This window comes from Acidimicrobiia bacterium, from assembly GCA_040881685.1.
Taxonomy (GTDB): domain Bacteria; phylum Actinomycetota; class Acidimicrobiia; order IMCC26256; family PALSA-555; genus SHVJ01.
Genome location: JBBECS010000053.1, coordinates 111,659 through 132,665, shown reverse-complemented (window position 1 = coordinate 132,665; position 21,007 = coordinate 111,659). Strand labels below are relative to the sequence as shown.

General features: G+C 68.1%; 21 protein-coding genes. 8 read left to right on the top strand and 13 right to left on the bottom strand.

Annotated elements, in window-relative coordinates; all coding sequences use genetic code 11:
* Positions 1-57: 57 nt before the first annotated feature.
* Both WEE69_14365 and WEE69_14360 read right to left on the bottom strand, forming a co-directional pair.
* Entirely contained in the window at positions 58-1,074 is a 1,017-nt protein-coding gene (locus tag WEE69_14365; GenBank protein ID MEX1146481.1) for a maleylpyruvate isomerase family mycothiol-dependent enzyme, read from the bottom strand.
* Positions 1,071-1,661: a sigma-70 family RNA polymerase sigma factor gene (locus tag WEE69_14360; GenBank protein ID MEX1146480.1), complete on the bottom strand. Its 591-nt coding sequence runs from the start codon at positions 1,659-1,661 to the stop codon at positions 1,071-1,073. The genes WEE69_14365 and WEE69_14360 overlap by 4 nt, the downstream gene beginning before the upstream one ends.
* Before the next feature lie 239 nt (positions 1,662-1,900).
* Here WEE69_14360 and WEE69_14355 point away from each other — a divergent pair, with 239 nt between their 5' ends.
* Genes WEE69_14355 through mscL form a run of 3 tightly spaced genes read left to right on the top strand, consistent with a single transcriptional unit; the run spans position 1,901 to position 4,200 of the window.
* Positions 1,901-3,310: an FAD-dependent oxidoreductase gene (locus tag WEE69_14355; GenBank protein MEX1146479.1), complete on the top strand. Its 1,410-nt coding sequence runs from the start codon at positions 1,901-1,903 to the stop codon at positions 3,308-3,310.
* Complete coding sequence (locus WEE69_14350; GenBank protein ID MEX1146478.1) at positions 3,307-3,795, top strand: PaaI family thioesterase; 489 nt, start codon at positions 3,307-3,309, stop codon at positions 3,793-3,795. Before WEE69_14355 ends, WEE69_14350 begins: the two co-directional genes overlap by 4 nt.
* Positions 3,796-3,825: 30 nt before the next feature.
* Complete coding sequence (gene mscL / locus WEE69_14345) at positions 3,826-4,200, top strand: large conductance mechanosensitive channel protein MscL (protein MEX1146477.1); 375 nt, start codon at positions 3,826-3,828, stop codon at positions 4,198-4,200.
* On the opposite strand, the gene WEE69_14340 is transcribed toward mscL, so the two are convergent.
* Together WEE69_14340 and WEE69_14335 are read right to left on the bottom strand one after the other, a co-directional pair.
* Complete coding sequence (locus tag WEE69_14340; protein MEX1146476.1) at positions 4,197-5,030, bottom strand: DegV family protein; 834 nt, start codon at positions 5,028-5,030, stop codon at positions 4,197-4,199. The genes mscL and WEE69_14340 overlap by 4 nt on opposite strands.
* Entirely contained in the window at positions 5,027-5,644 is a 618-nt protein-coding gene (locus tag WEE69_14335) for a glycerol-3-phosphate acyltransferase (GenBank protein ID MEX1146475.1), read from the bottom strand. Before WEE69_14335 ends, WEE69_14340 begins: the two co-directional genes overlap by 4 nt.
* A 266-nt stretch (positions 5,645-5,910) precedes the next feature.
* On the opposite strand from WEE69_14335, the gene WEE69_14330 reads away from it, so the two are divergent.
* A complete protein-coding gene (locus tag WEE69_14330) occupies positions 5,911-6,729 on the top strand; it encodes a nickel-binding protein (GenBank protein MEX1146474.1) in 819 nt (272 codons plus the stop codon).
* An 8-nt stretch (positions 6,730-6,737) separates the two neighbouring features.
* Here WEE69_14330 and ilvC read toward each other — a convergent pair whose 3' ends face one another.
* The 4 genes from ilvC to WEE69_14310 all read right to left on the bottom strand — a co-directional run bounded on the left by ilvC (position 6,738) and on the right by WEE69_14310 (position 10,460).
* Positions 6,738-7,766 (bottom strand): ketol-acid reductoisomerase, encoded by a 1,029-nt coding sequence (gene ilvC / locus WEE69_14325; GenBank protein MEX1146473.1) that lies wholly within the window; start codon positions 7,764-7,766, stop codon positions 6,738-6,740.
* A gap of 52 nt (positions 7,767-7,818) precedes the next feature.
* Positions 7,819-8,067, bottom strand: coding sequence for a hypothetical protein (locus tag WEE69_14320; GenBank protein MEX1146472.1), 249 nt, complete (start codon positions 8,065-8,067; stop codon positions 7,819-7,821).
* A 111-nt stretch (positions 8,068-8,178) separates the two neighbouring features.
* Positions 8,179-8,718, bottom strand: coding sequence for an acetolactate synthase small subunit (gene ilvN / locus WEE69_14315; protein ID MEX1146471.1), 540 nt, complete (start codon positions 8,716-8,718; stop codon positions 8,179-8,181).
* Positions 8,719-8,720: 2 nt separating this feature from the next.
* A complete protein-coding gene (locus WEE69_14310) occupies positions 8,721-10,460 on the bottom strand; it encodes an acetolactate synthase large subunit (protein ID MEX1146470.1) in 1,740 nt (579 codons plus the stop codon).
* A 292-nt stretch (positions 10,461-10,752) separates the two neighbouring features.
* On the opposite strand from WEE69_14310, the gene WEE69_14305 reads away from it, so the two are divergent.
* Together WEE69_14305 and WEE69_14300 are read left to right on the top strand one after the other, a co-directional pair.
* The gene (locus WEE69_14305) at positions 10,753-12,066 is read left to right on the top strand and encodes a sensor domain-containing diguanylate cyclase (GenBank protein MEX1146469.1); all 1,314 of its coding nucleotides are present in this window, start codon (positions 10,753-10,755) and stop codon (positions 12,064-12,066) included.
* 5 nt (positions 12,067-12,071) lie between these two features.
* The gene (locus WEE69_14300; protein MEX1146468.1) at positions 12,072-13,379 is read left to right on the top strand and encodes a sensor domain-containing diguanylate cyclase; all 1,308 of its coding nucleotides are present in this window, start codon (positions 12,072-12,074) and stop codon (positions 13,377-13,379) included.
* 31 nt (positions 13,380-13,410) lie between these two features.
* On the opposite strand, the gene WEE69_14295 is transcribed toward WEE69_14300, so the two are convergent.
* Together WEE69_14295 and ilvD are read right to left on the bottom strand one after the other, a co-directional pair.
* Entirely contained in the window at positions 13,411-14,202 is a 792-nt protein-coding gene (locus WEE69_14295; GenBank protein ID MEX1146467.1) for a DNA-formamidopyrimidine glycosylase family protein, read from the bottom strand.
* A gap of 6 nt (positions 14,203-14,208) precedes the next feature.
* Positions 14,209-15,888 (bottom strand): dihydroxy-acid dehydratase, encoded by a 1,680-nt coding sequence (gene ilvD / locus WEE69_14290; GenBank protein ID MEX1146466.1) that lies wholly within the window; start codon positions 15,886-15,888, stop codon positions 14,209-14,211.
* 36 nt (positions 15,889-15,924) lie between these two features.
* Between ilvD and WEE69_14285 the strand changes: the two genes are divergently transcribed.
* Positions 15,925-16,830 carry a hypothetical protein gene (locus WEE69_14285; GenBank protein ID MEX1146465.1) on the top strand — a complete coding sequence of 302 codons (906 nt, stop codon included), beginning with the start codon at positions 15,925-15,927 and terminating at the stop codon, positions 16,828-16,830.
* 28 nt (positions 16,831-16,858) lie between these two features.
* Here WEE69_14285 and gatB read toward each other — a convergent pair whose 3' ends face one another.
* Complete coding sequence (gatB, locus tag WEE69_14280; GenBank protein ID MEX1146464.1) at positions 16,859-18,331, bottom strand: Asp-tRNA(Asn)/Glu-tRNA(Gln) amidotransferase subunit GatB; 1,473 nt, start codon at positions 18,329-18,331, stop codon at positions 16,859-16,861.
* Between gatB and WEE69_14275 the strand changes: the two genes are divergently transcribed.
* On the top strand, positions 18,330-19,289 hold the full coding sequence (locus WEE69_14275) for an alpha/beta hydrolase (GenBank protein ID MEX1146463.1): 960 nt from the start codon (positions 18,330-18,332) through the stop codon (positions 19,287-19,289). The two genes, gatB and WEE69_14275, sit on opposite strands and share 2 nt — an antisense overlap.
* Here WEE69_14275 and gatA read toward each other — a convergent pair.
* On the bottom strand, positions 19,265-20,689 hold the full coding sequence (gatA, locus tag WEE69_14270) for an Asp-tRNA(Asn)/Glu-tRNA(Gln) amidotransferase subunit GatA (protein ID MEX1146462.1): 1,425 nt from the start codon (positions 20,687-20,689) through the stop codon (positions 19,265-19,267). The genes WEE69_14275 and gatA overlap by 25 nt on opposite strands.
* Positions 20,686-20,985 carry an Asp-tRNA(Asn)/Glu-tRNA(Gln) amidotransferase subunit GatC gene (gene gatC / locus WEE69_14265; GenBank protein ID MEX1146461.1) on the bottom strand — a complete coding sequence of 100 codons (300 nt, stop codon included), beginning with the start codon at positions 20,983-20,985 and terminating at the stop codon, positions 20,686-20,688. Before gatC ends, gatA begins: the two co-directional genes overlap by 4 nt.
* Between the last annotated feature and the right edge of the window lie 22 nt (positions 20,986-21,007).

Below are 21,007 nucleotides of genomic sequence, written 5' to 3'. Positions count from 1 at the left end.
ACCCCCCTCTTTGGACGCGAAGTGACGCTCGGTGTCACCCGGCGTCCAAAGAAGGGGTTAGAGGGTGGCGAAGGCGGTGGCGGCGGCGAGGAGATCGTCGGCCAGCGAGTCGTCACCCTCGATGGTGCGCGGGAGGGCACCGGCGTCGAGGCGCTCACCGGCGACCAGACACCAGTCCACGACGTCGGCCGTGACGGTCACGTCGGGCGCGGCACCGCCCTCCACCTTGCCGCCCATGGGCACGAGCCAGTCGCCGCCGCCGGCGCCCGTGAGCACCACGCGTGCGAGCTTGCCGGGCCGCGAGTGGCCGGTGGCGAGCAGCGCCATCGGCATCGTCCGCACAGACAGGTCGGCCATCTCGAAGAGCTCGGCCGCCGGCGGCACTTCCGTGCTCCGCCCGATGGCGCGGCGCAGGTCATCGCGGTGGATCCAGTTCTCGAACGCCCTGGCCACGAGGAGGTTGTCGCGCGGGAGGTCGAACTGGAGCCACGGGAGCGTGGCGCTGCGGTTGGCCTGATCCGCGGCCCACGTGCGGGTGGCCTCGACCGAGCGCTGCCACACGTCGTGGGCGTCAGCGATGGGTCGGTCGGCGAAGTGCTCGATGAGCTCGCTCGTGCGCGTGGGCACGTCTTCGCTCGTCACCTCGGGCACGGGCGACGCGTCGATCACCTGCGCGAGCAGGCTCTCCTGCGCAGCAAGGTGCACGACGAGGTCGCGAGCGTTCAGCCCGTTCGGCGTCGGCTCATCGAAGTCGCCGGGCTCGAGCGTTGCGATGGTGTCCTCAAGACGCGCCGTCGACGCGGTGTACACGCGCAGTGCCGGATCCAACGCTTCGTCACCGCGCCGCGCGCGGGCGCGAGAGAACAACGAGTCGCGCAGGCCGCTTGGAGCCTCCAGCGCTTCGGACGCGCCGATCCACACGGCGGCGTTCGCGAGCTCGGTGGCTTCGGCTGCGAGATCGGGTCGACGCGCGAGGAGCGCCTCGACTGCGGCCACCTCGTCGGGATCACACGCGTCGAGCGCGTACGCGCCCAGCAGCTCCTCGACTGCGGCGTCGTCTCGTCGTGCGGTCATGTCCATTGCTCCAAGCCATCGCGTTCGAGTGCCTCGGCGATCCGCTTCAGCCCAAGGCGGAGTCGTGACTTCGCGGTTCCCTCCGGGATGCCGAGCACCTCGGCCACCTGCCGGTACGTCTTGCCACCGAAGTACGCGAGCTGAATGCAACGACGTTGCTCGTCAGGCAACACATCCAGCGCGTCGCGCACACGCTCGGCGCGCACCATCGCGGTCGCCATCTCCTCGACATCGGGGATATAGGTGGGACGGCGCTCGGCCTCGCGCTGCTGGCGCCGGCGCCGCGCTTCCTCTCGCCGTACGTGGTCGACGGCGCGGCGGTGCGCGAGCGTGCCCAGCCAGGTGCGCAGGGACCCGCGCCCGGGCTCGAACGCCTCGGGGTGCTCCCACATGTGCAGGAACACCTCCTGGGACACGTCTTCGGCAGCACGGGCGTCGCCGATGACTCGCTGTGCGAGCCCGAAGACGAACGACGAGAACTGGTCGTAGATCTCCCCGAGCGCCGCCTCGTCGCCGGCCACGAGGCGCGTCCGAATCACCTGCTCCCAATCGCTCGAGGTCGCCCTCGCGCCGGTCACGGCCGTCACGCCCCCTCGTTCGCACCCGAGCCCCACCTGGATCACTCGAAGTCATCCGTGTCGAGCGCCCACGGCGAAGGCTAGACAGGGCGGCGAACGAGCGAAGCGAGCGAGCTCGCGGGAGCGGCGAGCGTCCCGACCGAGCGAATGGCTGCGGGACGGGTCACCCGGCCTGCAGTGAGCGAGCCATGCAGGAGAGCGGCGGCCGGGTATCCCGGCCGCCGAGCGAGTGCGACCAAGGGAGTGGCATGAAGTACGACCTCGTCATCGTGGGGATGGGCTCGGGCGGCATGGTGGCCGCCGAGTTCGCCGCCACGCTCGATCTCAAGGTGGCCGTGGCCGAGCGGGGTCGTGTCGGTGGCGACTGCTTGTGGACCGGCTGCGTCCCGAGCAAGGCGCTCCTGGCGTCGGGAAAGGTTGCCCACCACCTGCGAACGGCCGACGAGTACGGCATGGAGGCGGTCGAGCCGAAGGTCGACCGCAAGAAGGTGTGGGAGCGCATCCGCTCGATCCAGCAGCAGATCGCGGCCACCGACGACAACCCCGATCGCTTCACGGCCACCGGGATGGACATCGTCTACGGGCCGGCCCGCATCGCCGGTCCCAACACCGTCGTCGTGAAGACGGCCGACGGTGACCGCGAGCTCGAGACCCGCTACGTGCTGCTCTCGACCGGCAGCCGCCCGGTTGTGCCCAAGATCGACGGCCTCGAGGAAGCGGGCTACGTCACGAGCGAGAATCTCTTCGAGCTCACCGACCCGCCGGCGAGCTTCGTGAACATCGGCGGTGGCCCGATCGCGGTGGAGATGGTGCAGGGCTTCACTCGGCTCGGCATCCCGGTCACGCTGCTCCAGAAGGGCCCGCGCATCCTGCCGAGGGACGAGCCCGCGCTCGTCGACCTGCTCGTCGACAAGCTGCGCAAGGAGGGCGTTGACCTCCGCTTCAACGTCGAGACCGAGAAGGTCACGGTCGAGGGCGGCAAGAAAGTGGTGCACGGCACGGAGGACGGCAAGCCGGCGAAGTGGGAAGCCGACGAGCTGCTCGTCGCCGTCGGGCGCGCGCCGAACGTCGAGAACCTCGGGCTCGAAGAGCTCGGGATCAAGACGACACCCAAGGGAGTGGTCGTCGACAACCGCGGTCGAACGAGCGTTGACGCCGTGTACGCAGTTGGCGACATCGCCGGCCGCTACCTGTTCACCCATTCCGCGGCGTACGAGGGCGTCCGCGCGGTCCGTGACATGTTCTTCCCCGGCAAGGGCAAGGTGGTCGCATCGGTGCCGTGGTGCACGTTCACCGACCCCGAGCTCGCGCACGCCGGCCTCACCGAAGCCGAAGCCCGCGAGCAGTTCAAGGGCGACGCCGAGGTGTGGCGCCTGGATCTCGAGCACAACGACCGGGCCCGTGCCGACGGCGCGACCGAAGGCGCGGTGATCGTCATCACGCACAAGAAGAAGATCGTCGGTGCGCACATCCTTGCGCCCGCCGCGGGCGAGATGATCCACGAGTTCGCGCTCGCCATCGAAGAAGGCGTGGGTCTGAGCGAGCTCGCCACGTTCATGCACGTCTACCCGACGGTGTCCACGTCGGTCGGTCAGCTCGCGGGCGAGGCCGCCTTCGAGAAGGCCGAGAAGCTGCGCTGGCTCGTGAAGCGGAAGTGACGATCGAGCGGCTCGACGCGTCGAGGTTCGGGTTCGACAGTCGTTGCTTCGTGTGCAATCCCGACAACGAGCGGGGACTGCGCGTCCCGTTCTTCCACGACCACGATCAGGACCTGGTCTTCGCCGAGTTCGAGCTCCCAGCTGAGTTCTCCGGTGCACCCACCTATGTGCACGGTGGCGCGACGCTCGCGCTGCTCGACGAGGCGATGGCGTGGGCGACGATCGCGATCCTGGGCAAGTTCGCGGTGACGCAAGAGACCAGTGCTCGCTTCGCGTGGCCCGTGCGCGTCGATCGGCCCTACCGACTGGAGGCGCGCGTCACGGGCAGTGACGACACGCGCATCACGACCGAGGCTGTGGTGCTCGACGCCAAGGGCCGGTCGTGCGTCACGGCGAACGCCACCATGGTGGTGCTCGACCTCGGGCAGGCAGCCGATGCCGTCGGTACCGAGATCTCCGGCGAGGACGCGAAGTTCGTACGCTGACCCGGCCGTCCCCGATCAAGGAGACCACCGGTGAAGCAGCGAATCGAACGCGAGATCAAAGAGTTCATCGATCGCGGCAACATGCTCGACCTCGCGGTCGGCATCGTGATCGGCGTCGCGTTCACAAAGGTGCTCAACAGCTTCGTGAACGACGTGCTGAACGCACTCATCGGCGCGGTCGCCGGCAAGCCCAACTTCAACGATCTCAGCTTCGACATCGGCAACGGGGTGGTCCGTTACGGCGCGTTCCTCACCACCCTCCTCAACTTCATGATCGTCGGCTTCGGGCTCTACCTCGTGGTGAAGGGCTTCAACACCTGGCGGCGCAACGACCACGCCGACGATCTGGCCACCGACAAGGACGTGCTCATCGAGATCCGCGATCTGCTCGCGCGGGACCGCTAACCCACGAGGTCGTCGGGGAAGAACACGCACCCCACGGTGCCGAGGCCGGTGTGCGCGCCAACCGACGGGCCGACTTCGTACCGCACGGTCTCCCCCACGACCGGCAGGGAGCTCAAGGCTTCGGCGAGGTCGTCGGCGATGTCCTGTGCTCCGGCATGACCTACTCCGACGCGCTGCACACGGTCACCGGCCCGGTCACGCACGTAGTCGGCCATCGCAGACACCGCGGCGTCTCGATCCGCCGCTTCGCCGACAACCTCCATGGTCCCGCCGTCGAGCGCGAGCACTGGCACCGGACCTGACGACTCGACGCCGGGCGCGAGCCGCCCGCCGCGCCGCGCCAGGTCGAGGGCGCCGACGATGAACACGTTGCCGACCTCCGCCGCGATCGCGCGAGCCACCGAGGCTGCTTCGTCGATCGTGCCGCCCCGTTCGATGACCATGCCCGCGCCCCACACGCAGCACGCGACCGGGAAAGAGGCTGTGCCGGTGTCGAGCACGAGCACCGGCACCTCGATCATCGACACCGCGACCTTCACCGCGTTTACGGTTGCGGACGTGTTCGAGCCGATGTGGATCGAGAGGATCTCAGTCGCGCCTCGCGCAGCTGCTGATTCCCACGCCTCGAGGATGCGTCCCGGCGACGGCGCCGCGGTGGTGACCAGCGCGCCCGACGCGAGCTGGGCGTAGAAGTCGTCGCTGGCGAGGTCGACGCCTTCGGCGTACTCCTGGCCATCGATCACGATCGTGAGTGGCACGACCTGCACGTCGAAGCGATCGCGCAGCGACGCGGGCAGCTGCGAGCTGGAGTCGGTGACGAGTCCGATCACGCGGGAGCAGGCATCGGCGGTCGACGGGCGGCGATGAACTTGCCCAGGATCATGCCGGCCCCGACTGCGGCCGAGATCGGCAACCCCACCGACGGCTCCGGGCCCCAGAGGTTCGGCAGGTCGGCGAGCCACCACCCGAGCGCAGCACCCACCCACACCGGCGCGCTGATCCAGATCGCGCGCTCCGAGTTGTGCGTGGACAGCGCGCCGATGGCGGCAACCGCCGCGTCGACCGGGAAGTAGATGGGGAACACCACGAGCACCGCCCCACCCGACGTCGCCACACCCTTGCCACCCCGAAAGCGCGACCACACCGGGAAGATGTGTCCCGCGATCCCGGCCGTGGCCCCTGCATACGCGCCCGACTCATCGCCGACCAACCAGCCGAGCAAGCCCGCGACCACGCCTTTCACGATGTCGACGACGATGACGAAGACACCCCACTTCGCGCCGACGACCTTCATCGCGTTGAGCCCGCCGGGATTGCCGCTGCCTGCGGCGCGGATGTCCACGCGCCCTCGGGTGGCCAACTGCGTCACGAGGTCAGCAGTCGGGAACGTGCCGACGAGATAGCCCGCGAGCGCAGCCGCGATCGTCAGCAGGACGTCGTTCATCGGTCCAGAGGTTATTGACCGCTACAGATCGAGGGCGGGCGCCGCAGCGCACGGACCTCGGTTTCGAGCGCCTCGACGCGCGCCAACAGCGCGCTGATCGCTTCGGATCCGGTCATCCCTGCCCCCCACCCATGCCGAGCCCCGCCTCAGGTCGATCCAGGCTTGCACCAGCCTCGCGAACGTCAACCAGCGCCGGAGCGTTTCACCCGTTCGTCCATACCCAACCTTGAACTCGGTATTCTGCGGATCACCAACGGGAGGTAACGGTGCCGTACTTCATGGACCGCCACGACAATGTCGAGGGCACACCAGACGAGGTCGCCGAGGCTCACGCGCAGGATCTCGCCGTGCAGGAGAAGTACGGCGTCAACTACCTGAGCTATTGGTTCGACCCCGCGGATCGAGCAGTCTTCTGCTTCGTCGAGGCGCCGAACCAAGAGTCGGCCGAAACGGTGCACCGTGAGGCGCACGGGCTGGTGGCGAATCGGATCATCCCGGTTGAAGGTCAAACGGTGAACGCGTTCCTCGGACGGCCTCCCGACCATCCCGCCGGTGAGGGCTCCACTGCGTCCGCCTTCCGCACGATCCTGTTCACCGACGTCGTCGGATCGACCGACATGACGCAACGGCTCGGCGATGCCGAGGCGATGACCGTCTTGCGCGTGCACGACCAAATCGTTCGAGACGCGATCACGCATGCGAACGGCTCAGAGATCAAGCACACGGGCGACGGGATCATGGCCGCGTTTGCGTCGTCCAGCGCGGCGATCGAGTGCGCGATCGCCGTCCAGCGCAACCTTGCGAATCACAACCGAGATGCCGAGCACCCGCTCCATGTGCGAATCGGACTGAGCGCGGGTGAACCTGTGACCGAACGCGACGACTTGTTCGGTGCGGCGGTGCAGCTCGCCGCCCGTGCTTGTGATCGCGCGGCGGCAGGATCGATCCTCGTGTCGACCGCCGTCAGGGAGCTGGCCCGAGGCAAGACCTTCGCGTTCGAAGCTCGCGGACCGTTCGCGCTCAAAGGTTTCGACGAAGAGATCCCGCTCTTCGAGGTGGCGTGGGCAGAGAGCGGCCCTGCCTAGACGTCCATCTACCCGCCGGACACGTCTTGTGGACGGGCCTTGCCGGCACCGATCCACGGCATCATCGAACGCAGGCGCTCGCCGACCTCTTCGATCGGGTGGTCGGCCGATGCGCGCCGCAGTGCGTTGAACACCGGCCGCCCGGCCTGGTTCTCGAGGATCCACTCCTGCGCGAACTTGCCGCTCTGGATCTCGTCGAGGATGCGCTGCATCTCGGCGCGGGTCTCGTCGGTGATGATGCGGGGACCGCGGGTCATGTCGCCGTACTCGGCCGTGTCCGAGATTGAGTAGCGCATGTTCGCGATGCCGCCCTCGTAGATGAGGTCCACGATGAGCTTCACCTCGTGCAGCGTCTCGAAGTACGCCGACTCGGGCTGGTAGCCAGCGCGCACGAGCGTCTCGTAGCTCGCCTTGATCAGCTCGGTGAGCCCACCGCAGAGCACCACTTGCTCGCCGAAGAGATCCGTCTCGGTCTCCTCCTCGAACGTGGTGTCGAGCACACCGGCCCGCGTCGCGCCGAGGGCCTTGGCATAGGCCAGCGCGGTCTGCTTCGCCTTGCCCGTCTCGTCGGCCGACACCGCCACGAGTGACGGCACGCCACCGCCCTCTTCGAAGGTGCGCCGTACGAGATGACCGGGTCCCTTCGGCGCGATCATCCACACGTCGACACCCTTCGGCGGCTTGATCTGCCCGAAGTGGATGTTGAACCCGTGCGCGAAGGCCAACGAGTCGCGGTCGTCGAGGTTCGGTTCGATGTCCTCCTTGTAGATGCGCGCCTGCTCGGTGTCGGGCAGGAGCACCATGATCACGTCGGCTTCCTTGCACGCCTCCGCGGTCGCGAGCACCTTGAATCCGGCGGCTTCCGCCTTCTCCCACGACCGCGATCCCTCACGCAAGCCGACACGCACGTCGACACCCGACTCCTTGAGGTTCAGCGCGTGCGCGTGCCCTTGCGAGCCGTATCCGAGGACGGCGACCTTGCGCCCCTCTAGCAAGGCGAGGTCAGCGTCGGCGTCGTAGTAGATGGTCGCGGGCATGTCGGAACGTTCCTCTCGTGGTGATGGTGGGCAACAGGTTACGCCAGCATCGTCATCCGGCTCGACTGAGCAACACGTCAGCGAGCGGTACGTCGGGATCCTCAGCCAAGGCCGGGAGGCGGCGACGGTAGGCATCGATGTACGACGCAGCGTCATGACGGTCGGCAACCGTGCGCGCCGCAGCGGCCCCGAGGCGCTCGCGCTCCACTTGCTGGAGCGAGAGGAGCCTGACCAATGCGTCGCGCAACGCACCCACGTCTCGGGCTTCGAAGAGCAAACCGTTCTCACCATCACGGATCACCTCACTGGGCGGCTTGCCGTCATGTTCTGCGCTCGCAGGTCACAGTCAGACGCTCCTGTCGGACGAGCAACGGGTCGGGGGGAAGCGGGAACCGAGAGGCAGTCGAGGCGGTCACACCCCGCGGGTCTTGACGGCCCGCAAGCGCTGGGGTCGCCGGGAGAGCTTGGGGAGCGCGATGCGGCCGGTCCGCTGGAGCTCGACGATGCCGAACGGCGTGAGCAGATCGGTCATCGCGTCGAGCTTGTCTGGCCGCCCTGCGGCCTGAATCGTGATCGACTCGAAGCCGACGTCCTCGATGCGAGCCTCGAAAATCGACGCCAGCTCGGTGATCTGCGAGCGCGTCTCCGACTCGGCCTTCACCGTCACGAGCATCAACTCGCGTTCGACCGCGTCGTCCGGGTGCAGCTCCATGACCTTGATCACGGGGATGAGCTTGTGGAGCTGTTTCGTGACCTGCTCAAGCGGCGCGGACGCCGCGTCCACGACGATCGTCATGCGGCTGAAGCGCTCGTCCTCGGTCGGGCTCACCGCCAGCGAGACGATGTTGAAGCCGCGCCGCGCGAACAAGCCGGCAACGCGACTCAGCACGCCGAACTTGTTCTCGACCGTGATCGAGTAGATGTGGTGTTGGATGTCACCAAGGTTCGACACGGTCAGCGCTCCCCGTACGTATCGTGCGCGGGATCGAGGATGATCTCGTCGTTCGAGTGACCGGCCGGGACCATCGGGTACACCTTCTCCCGGTAGTCGGTACGGAAGTCGATGACCACCGGACGATCGTCGATGTCATTAGCCTTGTCGATCGCCGGTTCCACTTCCTCGGGCGAGTCCACGCGGATTCCCACGCAGCCCATCGCCTCGGCCCACATCACGTAGTCAGGAAGGTCCGGCGACAGGTACACCTCGCTGTAGCGCTCCTCGTAGAAGAGCTCCTGCCACTGCCGCACCATCCCGAGATACGCGTTGTTGAGGATGGCGATCTTCACGGGGATCCGCTCTGAGCTCGCGGTCACGAGCTCTTGCGCGGTCATCTGGAAGCAGCCGTCGCCGTCCACGGCCCACACCATGCGATCGGGCATCCCGACCTTGGCCCCGATGGCAGCCGGCACGGCGAAGCCCATCGTGCCGAGGCCACCGGAGTTCACGAACGTGTACGGGTGGTTGAACTTCCAGCGCTGGCTCGTCCACATCTGGTGTTGGCCCACGCCGGCAACCACGATCGTGTCGTCGGGCGTGTGGTCGCGCAGCTGGTCCACGCAGAACTGCGGCTTGAGCGGACCGTCGGGCTGCTGGTCGTAGACGAGCGGGAAGTCGCGCTGCCAATCACGAAGTCGCGTCTGCCACTCAGCGAGCGACGGCCACTGGGTGTCGTCGCCGGAGTGCTTGGCCTTGTCGGCCAACACCGCTTTCACCAGCTCCTCGATGACCTGTCGGCAGTCGCCCACGATCGGGACGTCGGGCTGACGCACCTTGCCCAGCTCGGCCGGGTCGATGTCCACATGGATGATCTTGGCTTCGGGCGCGAAGGCACCGACCTTGCCGGTCACGCGGTCGTCGAAGCGCGACCCCAGCGCAACGAGCAGGTCGGCCTGTTGCATGGACGTGACCGCCGTGTAGTTGCCGTGCATGCCGGGCATCCCGAGACACAGCTCGTGGTCGTCGGGGAACGAACCCCGCGCCATGAGTGTGGTCACCACCGGAAAGCCGGTGAGCTCGACGAGCTCACGCAGCACTTCCGCGGCGCGCGCCTTGAGGATCCCGCCACCCGCGTAGATCACCGGACGGCGTGACTGTGACATGAGCCGCGCCGCGTCCTTGATCTGCTTCGCGTGACCCTTCGTCGTCGGCTTGTACCCGGGCATGTCCACGCCGTCGGGCCAGTACCAATCCATCTGCTGGTTCGCGATGTCCTTCGGCACGTCCACGAGCACCGGACCAGGTCGGCCGGTCGTCGCCACGTGGAACGCTTCACGCACGATGCGCGGGATGTCCTGCGCATCCGTGACGAGCCAGTTGTGCTTCGTGACCGGCATCGTGATGCCGACGGTGTCGCATTCCTGGAACGCGTCGGTTCCGATGTTCGCGTAGGGCACCTGGCCGGTGATCACCACGATCGGGATCGAGTCCATGTAGGCGTCGCACAGCGGCGTCACGATGTTCGTGGCCGCCGGCCCGCTCGTCACCATCGCAACGCCCGGGCGCCCGGTCGCGTGCGCGTACCCCTCGGCCATGTGGCCAGCCCCTTGCTCGTGGCGCACGAGGATGTGGCGGATCGACGAGTCGATCAGGGGGTCGTACACCGGCAGGATCGCCCCACCCGGGAGGCCGAACATGACCTCCACGGCCTCGTGCTCGAGGCTCTTGATGAGGGCTTGGGCACCGGTGAGCTTCATCTCGGGTCCGCTTTCTCGGTTGGGTCGCTCGAAACGGGTCGGGATATGAAACGCCCCTCGCTGTGGCAAGGGGCGGGAGAGCGCACGCGCGCGTGGAGGCGGGCGTGCGCTACATAACGACTACGAGGAGGTCGGCGATGTGCATCGGACGATCAGTTTGCCCGAGTCCTCACCGGAAGGCAAGGGGTTTGGGCCCTGGACGGGGTCTCCGCCCGTGCCCTGAGGCACTTCAGACGGGCCGAGGGGAGGCCGATGATCTTCGTGGATTGGGCCAACACCACGAGGTGAGGCCGTGGGAGAGCACCAGGACATCGTGATCACGGACGCCGACCGGGCGGCCGCGCGCGAAGACGTCATGAATGCCTCCCGTGGCACCGGCGTGGGCGGCTTCATCATGGTCGGGCTCACCAACCTGATCGGTGCCGGCCTCGCGCAGCTGATCTTCCCGTCGCTCGAAGGCTTCCTCGGCGCCCTCGTCACCGCGGCTTTCGCGTTGACGTTCGCGATCCCACTGCTCTTCCTGATCTCCCGCATGGCCAAGGCCAAGGGCATGCACGCCGGTGCGCAGAACGCCGCGCAGGAGCGCGTGATGCGAGCTGACGCCCACCGGCGCGATTTCGAGACTCGTCTCGGTCGCGCGCTGGAGATGTCTGACGACGAGCCCTCCGCGTTCGACATCGTCGAGCGGGCGATGCACGACATCGCGCCGAGCGCTCCCGTGGAGCTCCTCCTCGCCGACAACAGCCACGCGCACCTCGACCGCGTCGTCGTGTCCCTTCCGGAAGGCACCAGCGAGCCGGGATGCCCGGTCGCCTCGCCCGACGACTGCGTCGCCGCCCGCCGCGCGCAGGTGCAAGTTTTCAACGACAGCGAAGACCTCGACGCGTGCCCGATGCTGCGTGGACGCGCGCAAGGCCGTTGCTCAGCTGTGTGCTTGCCCGTCTCGATCATGGGTCGCACCGTGGGCGTCGTCCACGCCGTGGGCGAGGCCGAGAGGCCGCTCGAAGAGAGCGCGGTGCACTCGCTGCAGACGCTCGCCAACTACGCCGGCAACCGTCTCGGGATGCTCCGCATCATGGCGGAGACGCACGTACAGGCCGCGACCGACGGCCTGACCGGGCTGATCAACCGCCGGACGCTCGAGAACCGCCTCCGCCACCTCGGCAACGACAGTGTCGAGTTCACCTTCGTGATGGCCGACCTCGACCACTTCAAGTCGCTGAACGACTCGCACGGGCACGAGACCGGTGACCGAGCGCTTCGGATCTTCGCCGACACCGTGAAGCGAGAGCTGCGCGCCGACGACCTCGCGTGTCGCTACGGCGGTGAGGAGTTCGCATTCGCGCTTCCCCATGCCGAGACCCACGACGCCATCGAGGTCGTGGAACGGATCCGGCTGGCGCTCGCCAACGCAACGGGCAGGGGTGACGCCCCGACGTTCACCGTGAGCTTCGGGATCGCGCACTCTCGTGATGCCGCCGACCTCAAGGACGTCGTGGAACGCGCGGACCGTGCGCTCTTCGCCGCCAAGGACGCCGGCCGCGACCGCACCTGCATCGACGGCCACGCCACGCCGATCACCCACACGCTCACCGCGCTGGGCTGAACGCCATGAGCATCAAATACGACGCACTGGCTACGGCCGAAGACCGCGCGAACGCCGAGGAGCTGACGCGCCGAGGCATCAAGGGTGCCGTCCCGGCGCTTGCGGTGATCATGGCGATCGCGTCGCTGGGTGGTGGCGCCATCGCGAGCGCAGCCCTCCCGGACGCCGGAGTGCCGGTGTTGGCGCTCGCGACTGGGGTAGCCGGGACCTTGGTCGGGCTGCCGATGCTCGCGGTCGTCGCAATCGTGACGAGGCGACGCGGCAACCTGATGAGCGTCGAGACCGTCGTGCGCGAGCGCGTGATGGAGACCGACGCCCGCCGCCGCGAGTTCAGCAGCCGTCTTGCACGTGCACTCGAGATGGCCGACGACGAGGTCGCTGCGTTCGATGTCATCGACCGCGCCATGCGTGACGTCGTCGGTGAACGGCCGATCGAGCTGCTCCTCGCCGACAACAGCCATGCCCACCTCGACCGCGTCGTCGTGTCGTCGCATGAAGATGCGCCCGGCTGCGGCGTCAGCTCGCCCGACGAGTGCGTTGCGGCGCGACGTGCACAGACGCAAGTCTTCAGTGACAGCGAGGATCTCGATGCGTGCCCGCTGCTCCGCGGCCGCGACCGCGGGCGCTGCTCGGGCGTGTGCATCCCTGTCTCGATCATGGGCCGCACGGTCGGCGTGATGCACACGGTCGGACCGGTCGACGAGCCACTCGCCGAACAGGAGGTCGCCGCGCTCCAGTCGGTGGCAAACCAGTCCGGCAACCGGCTGGGCATGCTGCGCGTGATGGCCGAGACCCAGGTGCAGGCGTCGACCGACGGGCTCACCGGGTTGATCAACCGCCGCAGCCTCGAGAACCGGGTGCGGCAGCTGCGCGCCGCACGGACGGATGTCGCGTTCGTCATGGCCGATCTCGATCACTTCAAGACCCTCAACGACGCGCGCGGCCACGAGGCCGGCGACCGGGCACTTCGGGTGTTCGCCGAGACGCTGCGCACGGAGCTTCGGGGCGAAGACTTGGCGTGTCGCTACGGCGGCGAGGAGTTCGCGATCGTGCTGCCTGGCCTCGACGTGCCCGAGGCGGTCGAGGTCGTCGAGCGCGTGCGTGATGCCTTGGCGAAGAGCACAGGCGGCGGCGACGCTGCGTCGTTCACGTGCAGCTTCGGCATCGCGCACTCCGCCGACGCCAGCGACTTCGAAGATCTGGTCCAGCGGGCCGACAAGGCGCTCTTCGCCGCGAAGAACGCCGGACGCGACCGCATCTGCCTCGACGGCCACAGCGCTCCGATCGCCCCCACGCTCACCGCCTTGGCCTGAACAGCTTCCCCTATTTGGTCAAATAAAGAGATCACACCTGGTGGACCGGACAGGAGTAGGTGGTGCGACCGCCCACGGTTCGTCGTTCGAGGGGCGCGCCGTCCTTCGGGCAATGACCGCCGGGCACGCGTGAGGCCATGTGGTCGCCGGTGTGCGAGCCCCCGCGGCGACCGAGCACCCGCAGCGTGTTGGCGATCGCGCGGCGCAGCCGCACCTGCTCGCCCGCGTCGAGCGACTCGGCGGGACGAGCGGGGTCGAGACCGGCGCGCCAGAGCGCCTCGTCGACGAGCAGGTTCCCCAACCCGGCGATCCTTGACTGATCCATGAGCACCGCCTTCAGCGGTGCCCTGCTGCGCGACACGATCGCCTGCAGGTACGGCAGCGTGAGCTCGAGCGCGTCGATGCCCAGCCGGTCCTCGTCAGGATCGAGCTCGACCGCGCCGAGGCGACGCGGGTCGCGCATCGCCAGACGGCCACCATCGGCGAACTCGAGCGTGAAGCGATGCCATTGCGTGACCTCTCGGTTGCTCGCGTAGAGGAGCGGGTCGCCCGCAGCTTCGCCGTCGATCAGCACGCGGCCGCTCATCCCGAGGTGCAGCCCGATCACCGGGCCGGCGCCGTCGTCGGTGTCGACGAGCATGAGCTTTCCGCGACGTCGTGCCGTGGTCAGCCGGCGACCCGGGAGCGCCTTGCGCACGGCACGGGGCGTGAGCCCGCGCTTCAAGTACCAGGTGTCGGGAGCATCGACCTTCGCGATCGGTCGCCCGAGGGCGCGCTCCTCGACGAGTGCTCGCGCGGCCTCGACCTCGAGGAGCTCGGGCACGAAGGCCTAGAAGACGTTCGTGATCGCGCCTGTCTCGGCGCCCTGCGCCAGGCGCGCGTACTTGGCGAGGAAGCCACTCGTGTAGCGCGGCTCCATCGGCTTCCAGTCGGCGCGTCGCTTCGCGATCGTGGCGTCGTCGACCATGAGGTCGATCGTGTGCTTCTCGGCGTCGATCACGATGCGGTCGCCTTCTGCGACGAACGCGATCGGGCCACCGTCGACGGTCTCAGGCGCAACGTGCCCCACGCAGAAGCCGTGCGTGCCGCCAGAGAAGCGACCGTCGGTCACGAGCGCAGCGTCGGCACCGCGGCCGACACCTTTCATCGCGCCGGTGATGGCGAGCATCTCCCGCATGCCGGGCCCACCCTTCGGGCCCTCGTAGCGGATCACCACGATGTCGCCCGCCTCGATCTTGCGGGCGAGGACGGCCTCCATCGCAAGGTCTTCGCCGTCGAACACGCGGGCGCGTCCTTCAAATCTGAGCGCATCCAGCCCGGCCACCTTCACCACGCTGCCCTTCGGCGCGAGCGAGCCGGTGAGGATCGCGATCCCACCGTGGGTGTGGATCGGTGCCGACAACGGGTGCACGACCTCGCCGTCGGGCGCGGCAGGATCGAGCGCCGCGAGGTTCTCGGCCATCGTCCGGCCGGTGACCGTCAGGCAGTCTCCATGGAGCAAGCCGGCATCGAGCAGCTCGCGCAACACGACCTGCACGCCCCCCACTCGGTCGAGGTCGGTCATGTGGTACTTGCCGTGCGGCTTCATGTCAGCGATGTGCGGGACCCTGGCCCCCACCCGGTTGAAGTCGTCGAGCTCGAGCTCCACCCCTGCCTCGAAGGCGATCGCGAGAAGGTGCAGCACGAGGTTCGTGGAGCCGCCGAGCGCCATGCCGATGGCGATGGCGTTCTCGAACGCCTCCTTCGTGAGGATCTGGCGCGGCCGGATCCCCGCCTCGAGCAGACCCATGACCGCGCGTCCGCTCTCGAACGCGAAGTCGTCGCGCCGACCGTCGACCGCGGGCGCGGCCGAGCTTCCGGGCAATGACATGCCGAGCGCTTCGGCGGCCGCCGCCATCGTGTTGGCGGTGAACATCCCGGCGCAGGAGCCGATCGTCGGGCACGCGGCCATCTCGATCTCGCCGAGCTCGTTCTCCGAGAGCGTGCCGGCGGCGCACGCGCCGATGCCTTCGAACACGTCCACGACGGAGATCTCCCGATCCTTGTGCTGGCCCGGCAGGATCGTGCCGCCGTACAAGAAGACCGAGGGGAGGTTGAGGCGGGCCGCGGCCATGAGCATGCCGGGCAGGCTCTTGTCGCACCCGGCGAACGTGACCAGCGCGTCGAGACGCTCCGAGTGCATCACGCACTCCACCGAGTCGGCGATGATCTCGCGCGACGGGAGCGATCCGCGCATGCCCTCGTGCCCCATCGAGATCCCGTCGCTGATCGCGATCGTCACGAACTCGAGCGGGAACCCGCCCGCCTCGCGCACGCCGTCCTTGGCCTTCTTCGCCAGCCGGTCCAGCGCCATGTTGCAGGGCGTGACCTCGTTCCAGCTGGAGGCGACGCCGACTTGTGCCTTCCCCCAGTCGTCGTCGGTCATGCCGACCGCGCGCAGCATGGCGCGCGAACCGGCCGTCTCGATTCCGTCGGTCACATCACGGCTACGGGGCTTGATGTCGGCCATGGAGGGGATCGTACCGGCCGGGGTTACTCTCACCTCGTGGTGTTCGCACTGGTTGCCACCGACGAGGGCATCACGATGCTCGACGCGGATGGCACAGCGCGCCCTGAGCTCGACGATGCCGCGGTCGCACGGCTCGTCCGCACCGCTGACGGGTGTTGGGCGATTGCCGACAGGACCTGCCTGTTGCGCCGCCTCGAGGACGGTTCATGGGATGAGATCGCGCAGGCCGACGCCAACCTCACGTGCCTGCTGCCGTTTCAAGGCGGGGTGCTCGCCGGGACCACTGATGGCCAGTTGCTACGCGTAGACAGCGACTCGGTCATGCCCCTGGCCGGCTTCGACTCCATCGACGGACGCGAGGACTGGCACGCCGTCCCGAGCGGAGTGCCCTACGTGCGCTCCCTCACTGCGACGGCCGACGCCGGCGCGGTGCTCGCCAATGTGCACGTCGGCGGCATCCCGCGTTCCACCGATGCCGGGGCGACGTGGTCGCCGACGATCGATCCCGACGCCGACGTGCACGAGGTCCGCGCCCACCCGACCGACCCGGCCCTCGTGCTTGCAGCCGCGGCGGTTGGCTTTGCCAAGAGCACCGACGGTGGCGTGGCGTGGCACGTGATCACCGACGGCTTGCACGCCACGTACGCCCGCGCCGTGGCGTTCACGAACGAGGCCGCGTTGGTCACGGTGTCGGACGGCCCGTTCTCGACCACGGGCGCGGTCTATCGGTGGATCCTCGGCGGGGACGAGCCGCTCGAGCAATGCCTCGACGGCCTCCCCGGCTGGCTCGCGGGCAACGTCGACACCGGCTGCCTCGACGCCGCGGGAGAAGACGCGGTGCTCGTCGATGCCGGCGGCGCGGTGTTCGCCTCCGGCGATGACGGCATGTCCTGGTTCCACCTCGCCGACGTCGAAGGCGCGAACTCGGTCGTGCTGGCGTAGGCCGGGAGGGCAGGCCCTCCCCGCCTCATCAGCCTCCGAGGCGGGTGTCGAGGAGGCGTTGGAGGACCTTGCCGTTCGCCTGGCCCTTCGTTGCCTGCATTGCCTTCCCGATGAAGAAGCCCTGGAGCTTCTTGCGCGCCTTCTCGTCCCCAGCCCGGTAGGCATCCGCTTCTTTCGGGTTGGCATCGATGATCTCGTCGATGACGGTGGAGAGCTCGGACTCGTCGCTCACCTGCGCCAGGCCCCGCTCCTCCACTACTTGCTCCGGGCGTTGGCCGGTGCTGAGGGAGACGGCAGCAACTTCTTTGGCTTGGTTTCGTGAGATCGAGCCGGCGGCGACCAAGTCGACGAGCTCGGCGGTGCCTTCCCCGGTGAGACGAAGCTCAGTCGGCGACTCGCCGGTCTCGTTGATATGCGCGAGCACCGGGCCGAGCTCCAAGTTCTCGACATCTCGAGCTTCGCCGCCGGTGAGATTCACGACAGCCGTTGTGGTGTGTGTGGCCAACCCGGCACCCACCAGCGTGCGCGCACCTTGTTCAGAGATGCCGAGCTCGACCAGCTTGGCTCGGTCTTGGCTCGGGAGATTGGTCCCGCTGACGTCCTGCGCCGCCCGTGCGCGCTGCTCGGCGGTCGGCTCTACCGGCAGCAGGTCGGGCTCGGGGAAGTAGCGGTAGTCGCTCGAACCCTCCTTCGAGCGCATGCCGTGGGTCCGGCCGTCGCTCTCGTCCCAGTGCCGGGTTTCCTGGGCGATACGCTCGCCCGCGTCCAACAGTTCGGCCTGGCGTCCGATCTCGTGCTCGATCGCCCGCCCGAGCGAGCGCAGCGAGTTCATGTTCTTGATCTCGACCTTGGTGCCGAGTTCGGTTGACCCAGTCGGGCGCAGCGAGACGTTGGCGTCGACCCGCATCGACCCCTCTTCCATCTTCACATCGGAGAGGCCGATTGCCCGCAGCACCGCGCGCAGCTCCGTGATGTACGCACGCGCTTGCTCCGCCGAGCGGATGTCGGGACGACTCACGATCTCCATGAGCGGTACGCCGGCGCGGTTGTAGTCGACGAGCGAGTGCGAAGCCTCGTGGATGCGGCCGCCGCCGCCCACGTGCATCGTCTTCCCGGTGTCCTCTTCGAGGTGCGCCCGTTCGATTCCCACGACCGCGCCGTCGACCTCGAGTCGGCCGTCGGCGAGGATCGGTGCTTCGTACTGGCTGATCTGAAAGTCCTTCGGCATATCCGGATAGAAGTAGTTCTTCCGCGCGAAGACCGAGCGCTCGGGAACATCGAACTCCAGTGCCTCGGCGAGGCGCAGCGCGAGCTCGACGGCGCGCTCGTTGAGCACGGGGAGCGAACCAGGCAGACCAAGGCACACCGGGCACACGTTGGTGTTCGGCTCCGAGCCGAACTCGCTCGGACACCCGCAGAACAGCTTCGTCTTCGTCAACAGCTCTACGTGCGACTCGAGCCCGATCACCGCTTCATACGTCGTGCCAGACTCAGCAGCCATGAGCGACACCCCCGATCCGAACGCGTTCACAATCCGGCGCGAAGAGGTGCGCAACGGAACGGAGCTCGCGTTCGTACACGAAGGGGTTGGTGGGTTCCCCATCCTCCTCGTGCACGGGTACCCCGAGACCAAGCGCATCTGGTGGCGCAACATCGGCCCACTCGCGGACGCTGGCTTCGAGGTCATCGCACCCGACCTGCGCGGCTTCGGCGACTCCGGCCTCGCGCCCGACGGCTTCTATGACGTCGCCGCATACGGCCTGGACATGTACGCGCTCGCCCACGACGTGCTCGGGCACGAACATTGCGTGGTGGTGGGTGGTGACCTCGGCGGATGCGTCGTCTACGACGTGGCGATGCGCAACCCCGGCTTCGTGCCGCGCATGTGCTTCTTCAACACCATCGTTCCGCTGCGCCCCGAGCTCTACGAAGCGGCCGGCATCCCGCCCGACGAGCCTCACGCCACACGCCAGACCGCCGACTACTTCCGCCGTCAGGGGACCGATGGCGACAACCTGATCAAGGAGCTCGACACGCCGGAGCGCCGCCGCGCGTGGGTAGCGGCGATGTACGGAGCACGCCTGTGGGCCGCTCCTGGCCACTTCACGCAAGCCGACGTCGACTTCATGAGCGAGCCGTTCGCCGACCCCGAGAAGCTGCGCGTGTCGTGGGGTGCGTACGAGACCGCGTTCGGGAACCGGGACCTCGAAGACATCCCGTGCCTGTTCGAGCCCACCGATGTGCCGACACTCGCGTTGTACGGACCCGACGACCACGTGCTGGCGCCGACGTTCCCCGACCGGTGTCGCGTCGCCTTCACCAACTGCATCGGTCCGTTCGTGCTCCAGCGTTGTGGACACTTCGTGCAGTGGGAAGCGGCTGACGTGCTGAACAACGCCCTGCGTTGGTTCTGCTCGGACTTGCTCGACGCACATCAACGCGCCGACTCCAACGCCTGAGCCACCCGCAGCATCACGACCTCGGCGAGCGCCGGCGCGAGCACCTGTACGCCCACCGGCAGGTCGTCAATGCCCGAGCCGAACGGAACGCTCATCGCGGCGTGCCCGGCGAGACTGCTCGGTACGGTGCACACATCCGACAGGTACATCGCAAGCGGATCCGCGGCCTTCTCTCCGATCTTGAACGCCACGGTTGGCGCCGTCGGTGCGAGCAAGACGTTGTGCGACTCGAAGACCCGCGCGAAGTCGCGGATGATGAGCGTACGCACTCGCTGCGCGCGGCCGTAGTAGGCGTCGAAGTAGCCGGCGGAGAGCGCGTACGTGCCGAGCATGATGCGGCGCTTGACCTCCGCACCGAAGCCAGCGGCGCGTGTGAGTGAGTTCATGGTCCCGGCATCTTCGGCATCGACCCGCAAGCCGTAACGCACACCGTCGTAGCGAGCAAGGTTCGAAGAGGCTTCGGCGGGGGCGATCATGTAATAAGCGGAGATCCCGTAGACCGTGCTGGGTACGGAGACGCGGTCTACGGTCGCACCCGCAGCTTCGAGCGCCGCCGCGGCCCGCTCGACCGCGCTGCGAACCTCGGGCTCCACGCCGTCAGCATCGGTGAGCTCTTCGACGATGCCAACGCGCACGCCCTCGATGCCGGTGCTCAGCGCGTCGACGAAGGAAGGTGGTTCGTCGGGGATGCACGTGGAGTCCCTGGGGTCGGGGCCCCCGATCACCTCGAGCACGGTCGCAGCATCGGCCACCGTGGTGGCGAACGGACCGATCTGGTCGAGGCTGCTCGCGAACGCGACGAGCCCGTAGCGAGACACGCGCCCATACGTGGGCTTGACCCCCACCACACCGCACATCGCCGCCGGCTGACGGATCGAGCCGCCGGTGTCGGATCCCAGCGAGATCGGCGCGAAACCAGCAGCCACCGCGGCGGCCGACCCACCACTCGAGCCGCCGGGCACCCGTGTCGTGTCGCGGGGATTCACGGTCGGGCCGAAGGCCGAGTTCTCGGTCGAGGACCCCATCGCGAACTCGTCGAGGTTGGTCTTGCCGACGGCAACCGCGCCGGCGGCACGGAGGCGTTCGACGACGGTCGCGTCGTACGGCGGTCGCCAACCCTCCAGGATGCGAGACCCGCACGTCGTCGGGATGCCGCGCGTGCACATGTTGTCCTTGAGCGCGACCGGCACACCTGCGAGCGGTCCCGGATCGTCACCCGCGGCGACGGTGGCATCGACCGCATCGGCTGCGGCGCGCGCTTCATCGGCGAGCACCGTGTTGAACGCGTGGATCGCACGTTCGCGAGTCTCGATCTCAGCGAGGTGCTCGTCGACCACTTCGCGGGCGGAACGGCGACGCGCCCGCACGTCGGCCGCGATGTCGATGGCGGTCGCTGTCACGGGGCGTCGAGGATGCGAGGGACTCGGAACCGGCCGTCTTCAGTCGCGGGCGCCTCGCCGAGAACCTCGTCGCGGTCGAGCGTGGACCCGACCTCGTCGGCGCGCAGCACGTTCACGAGTGGGAAGGGGTGCGCGGTCGGCGGTACGCCGTCGAGATCCAGCGCGGCAAGATCCTCGGCGTGCTCGAGGATGCCCGCGAGCTCGCCGATGAAGCGCTCGATCTCGTCATCGCCGAGTGCGAGGCGAGCCAACCTGGCCACGTGCTCAGCGTCTGCTCGCGTGATCCGGGACGTCACGGTGGCGAGTCTACGATCCGGT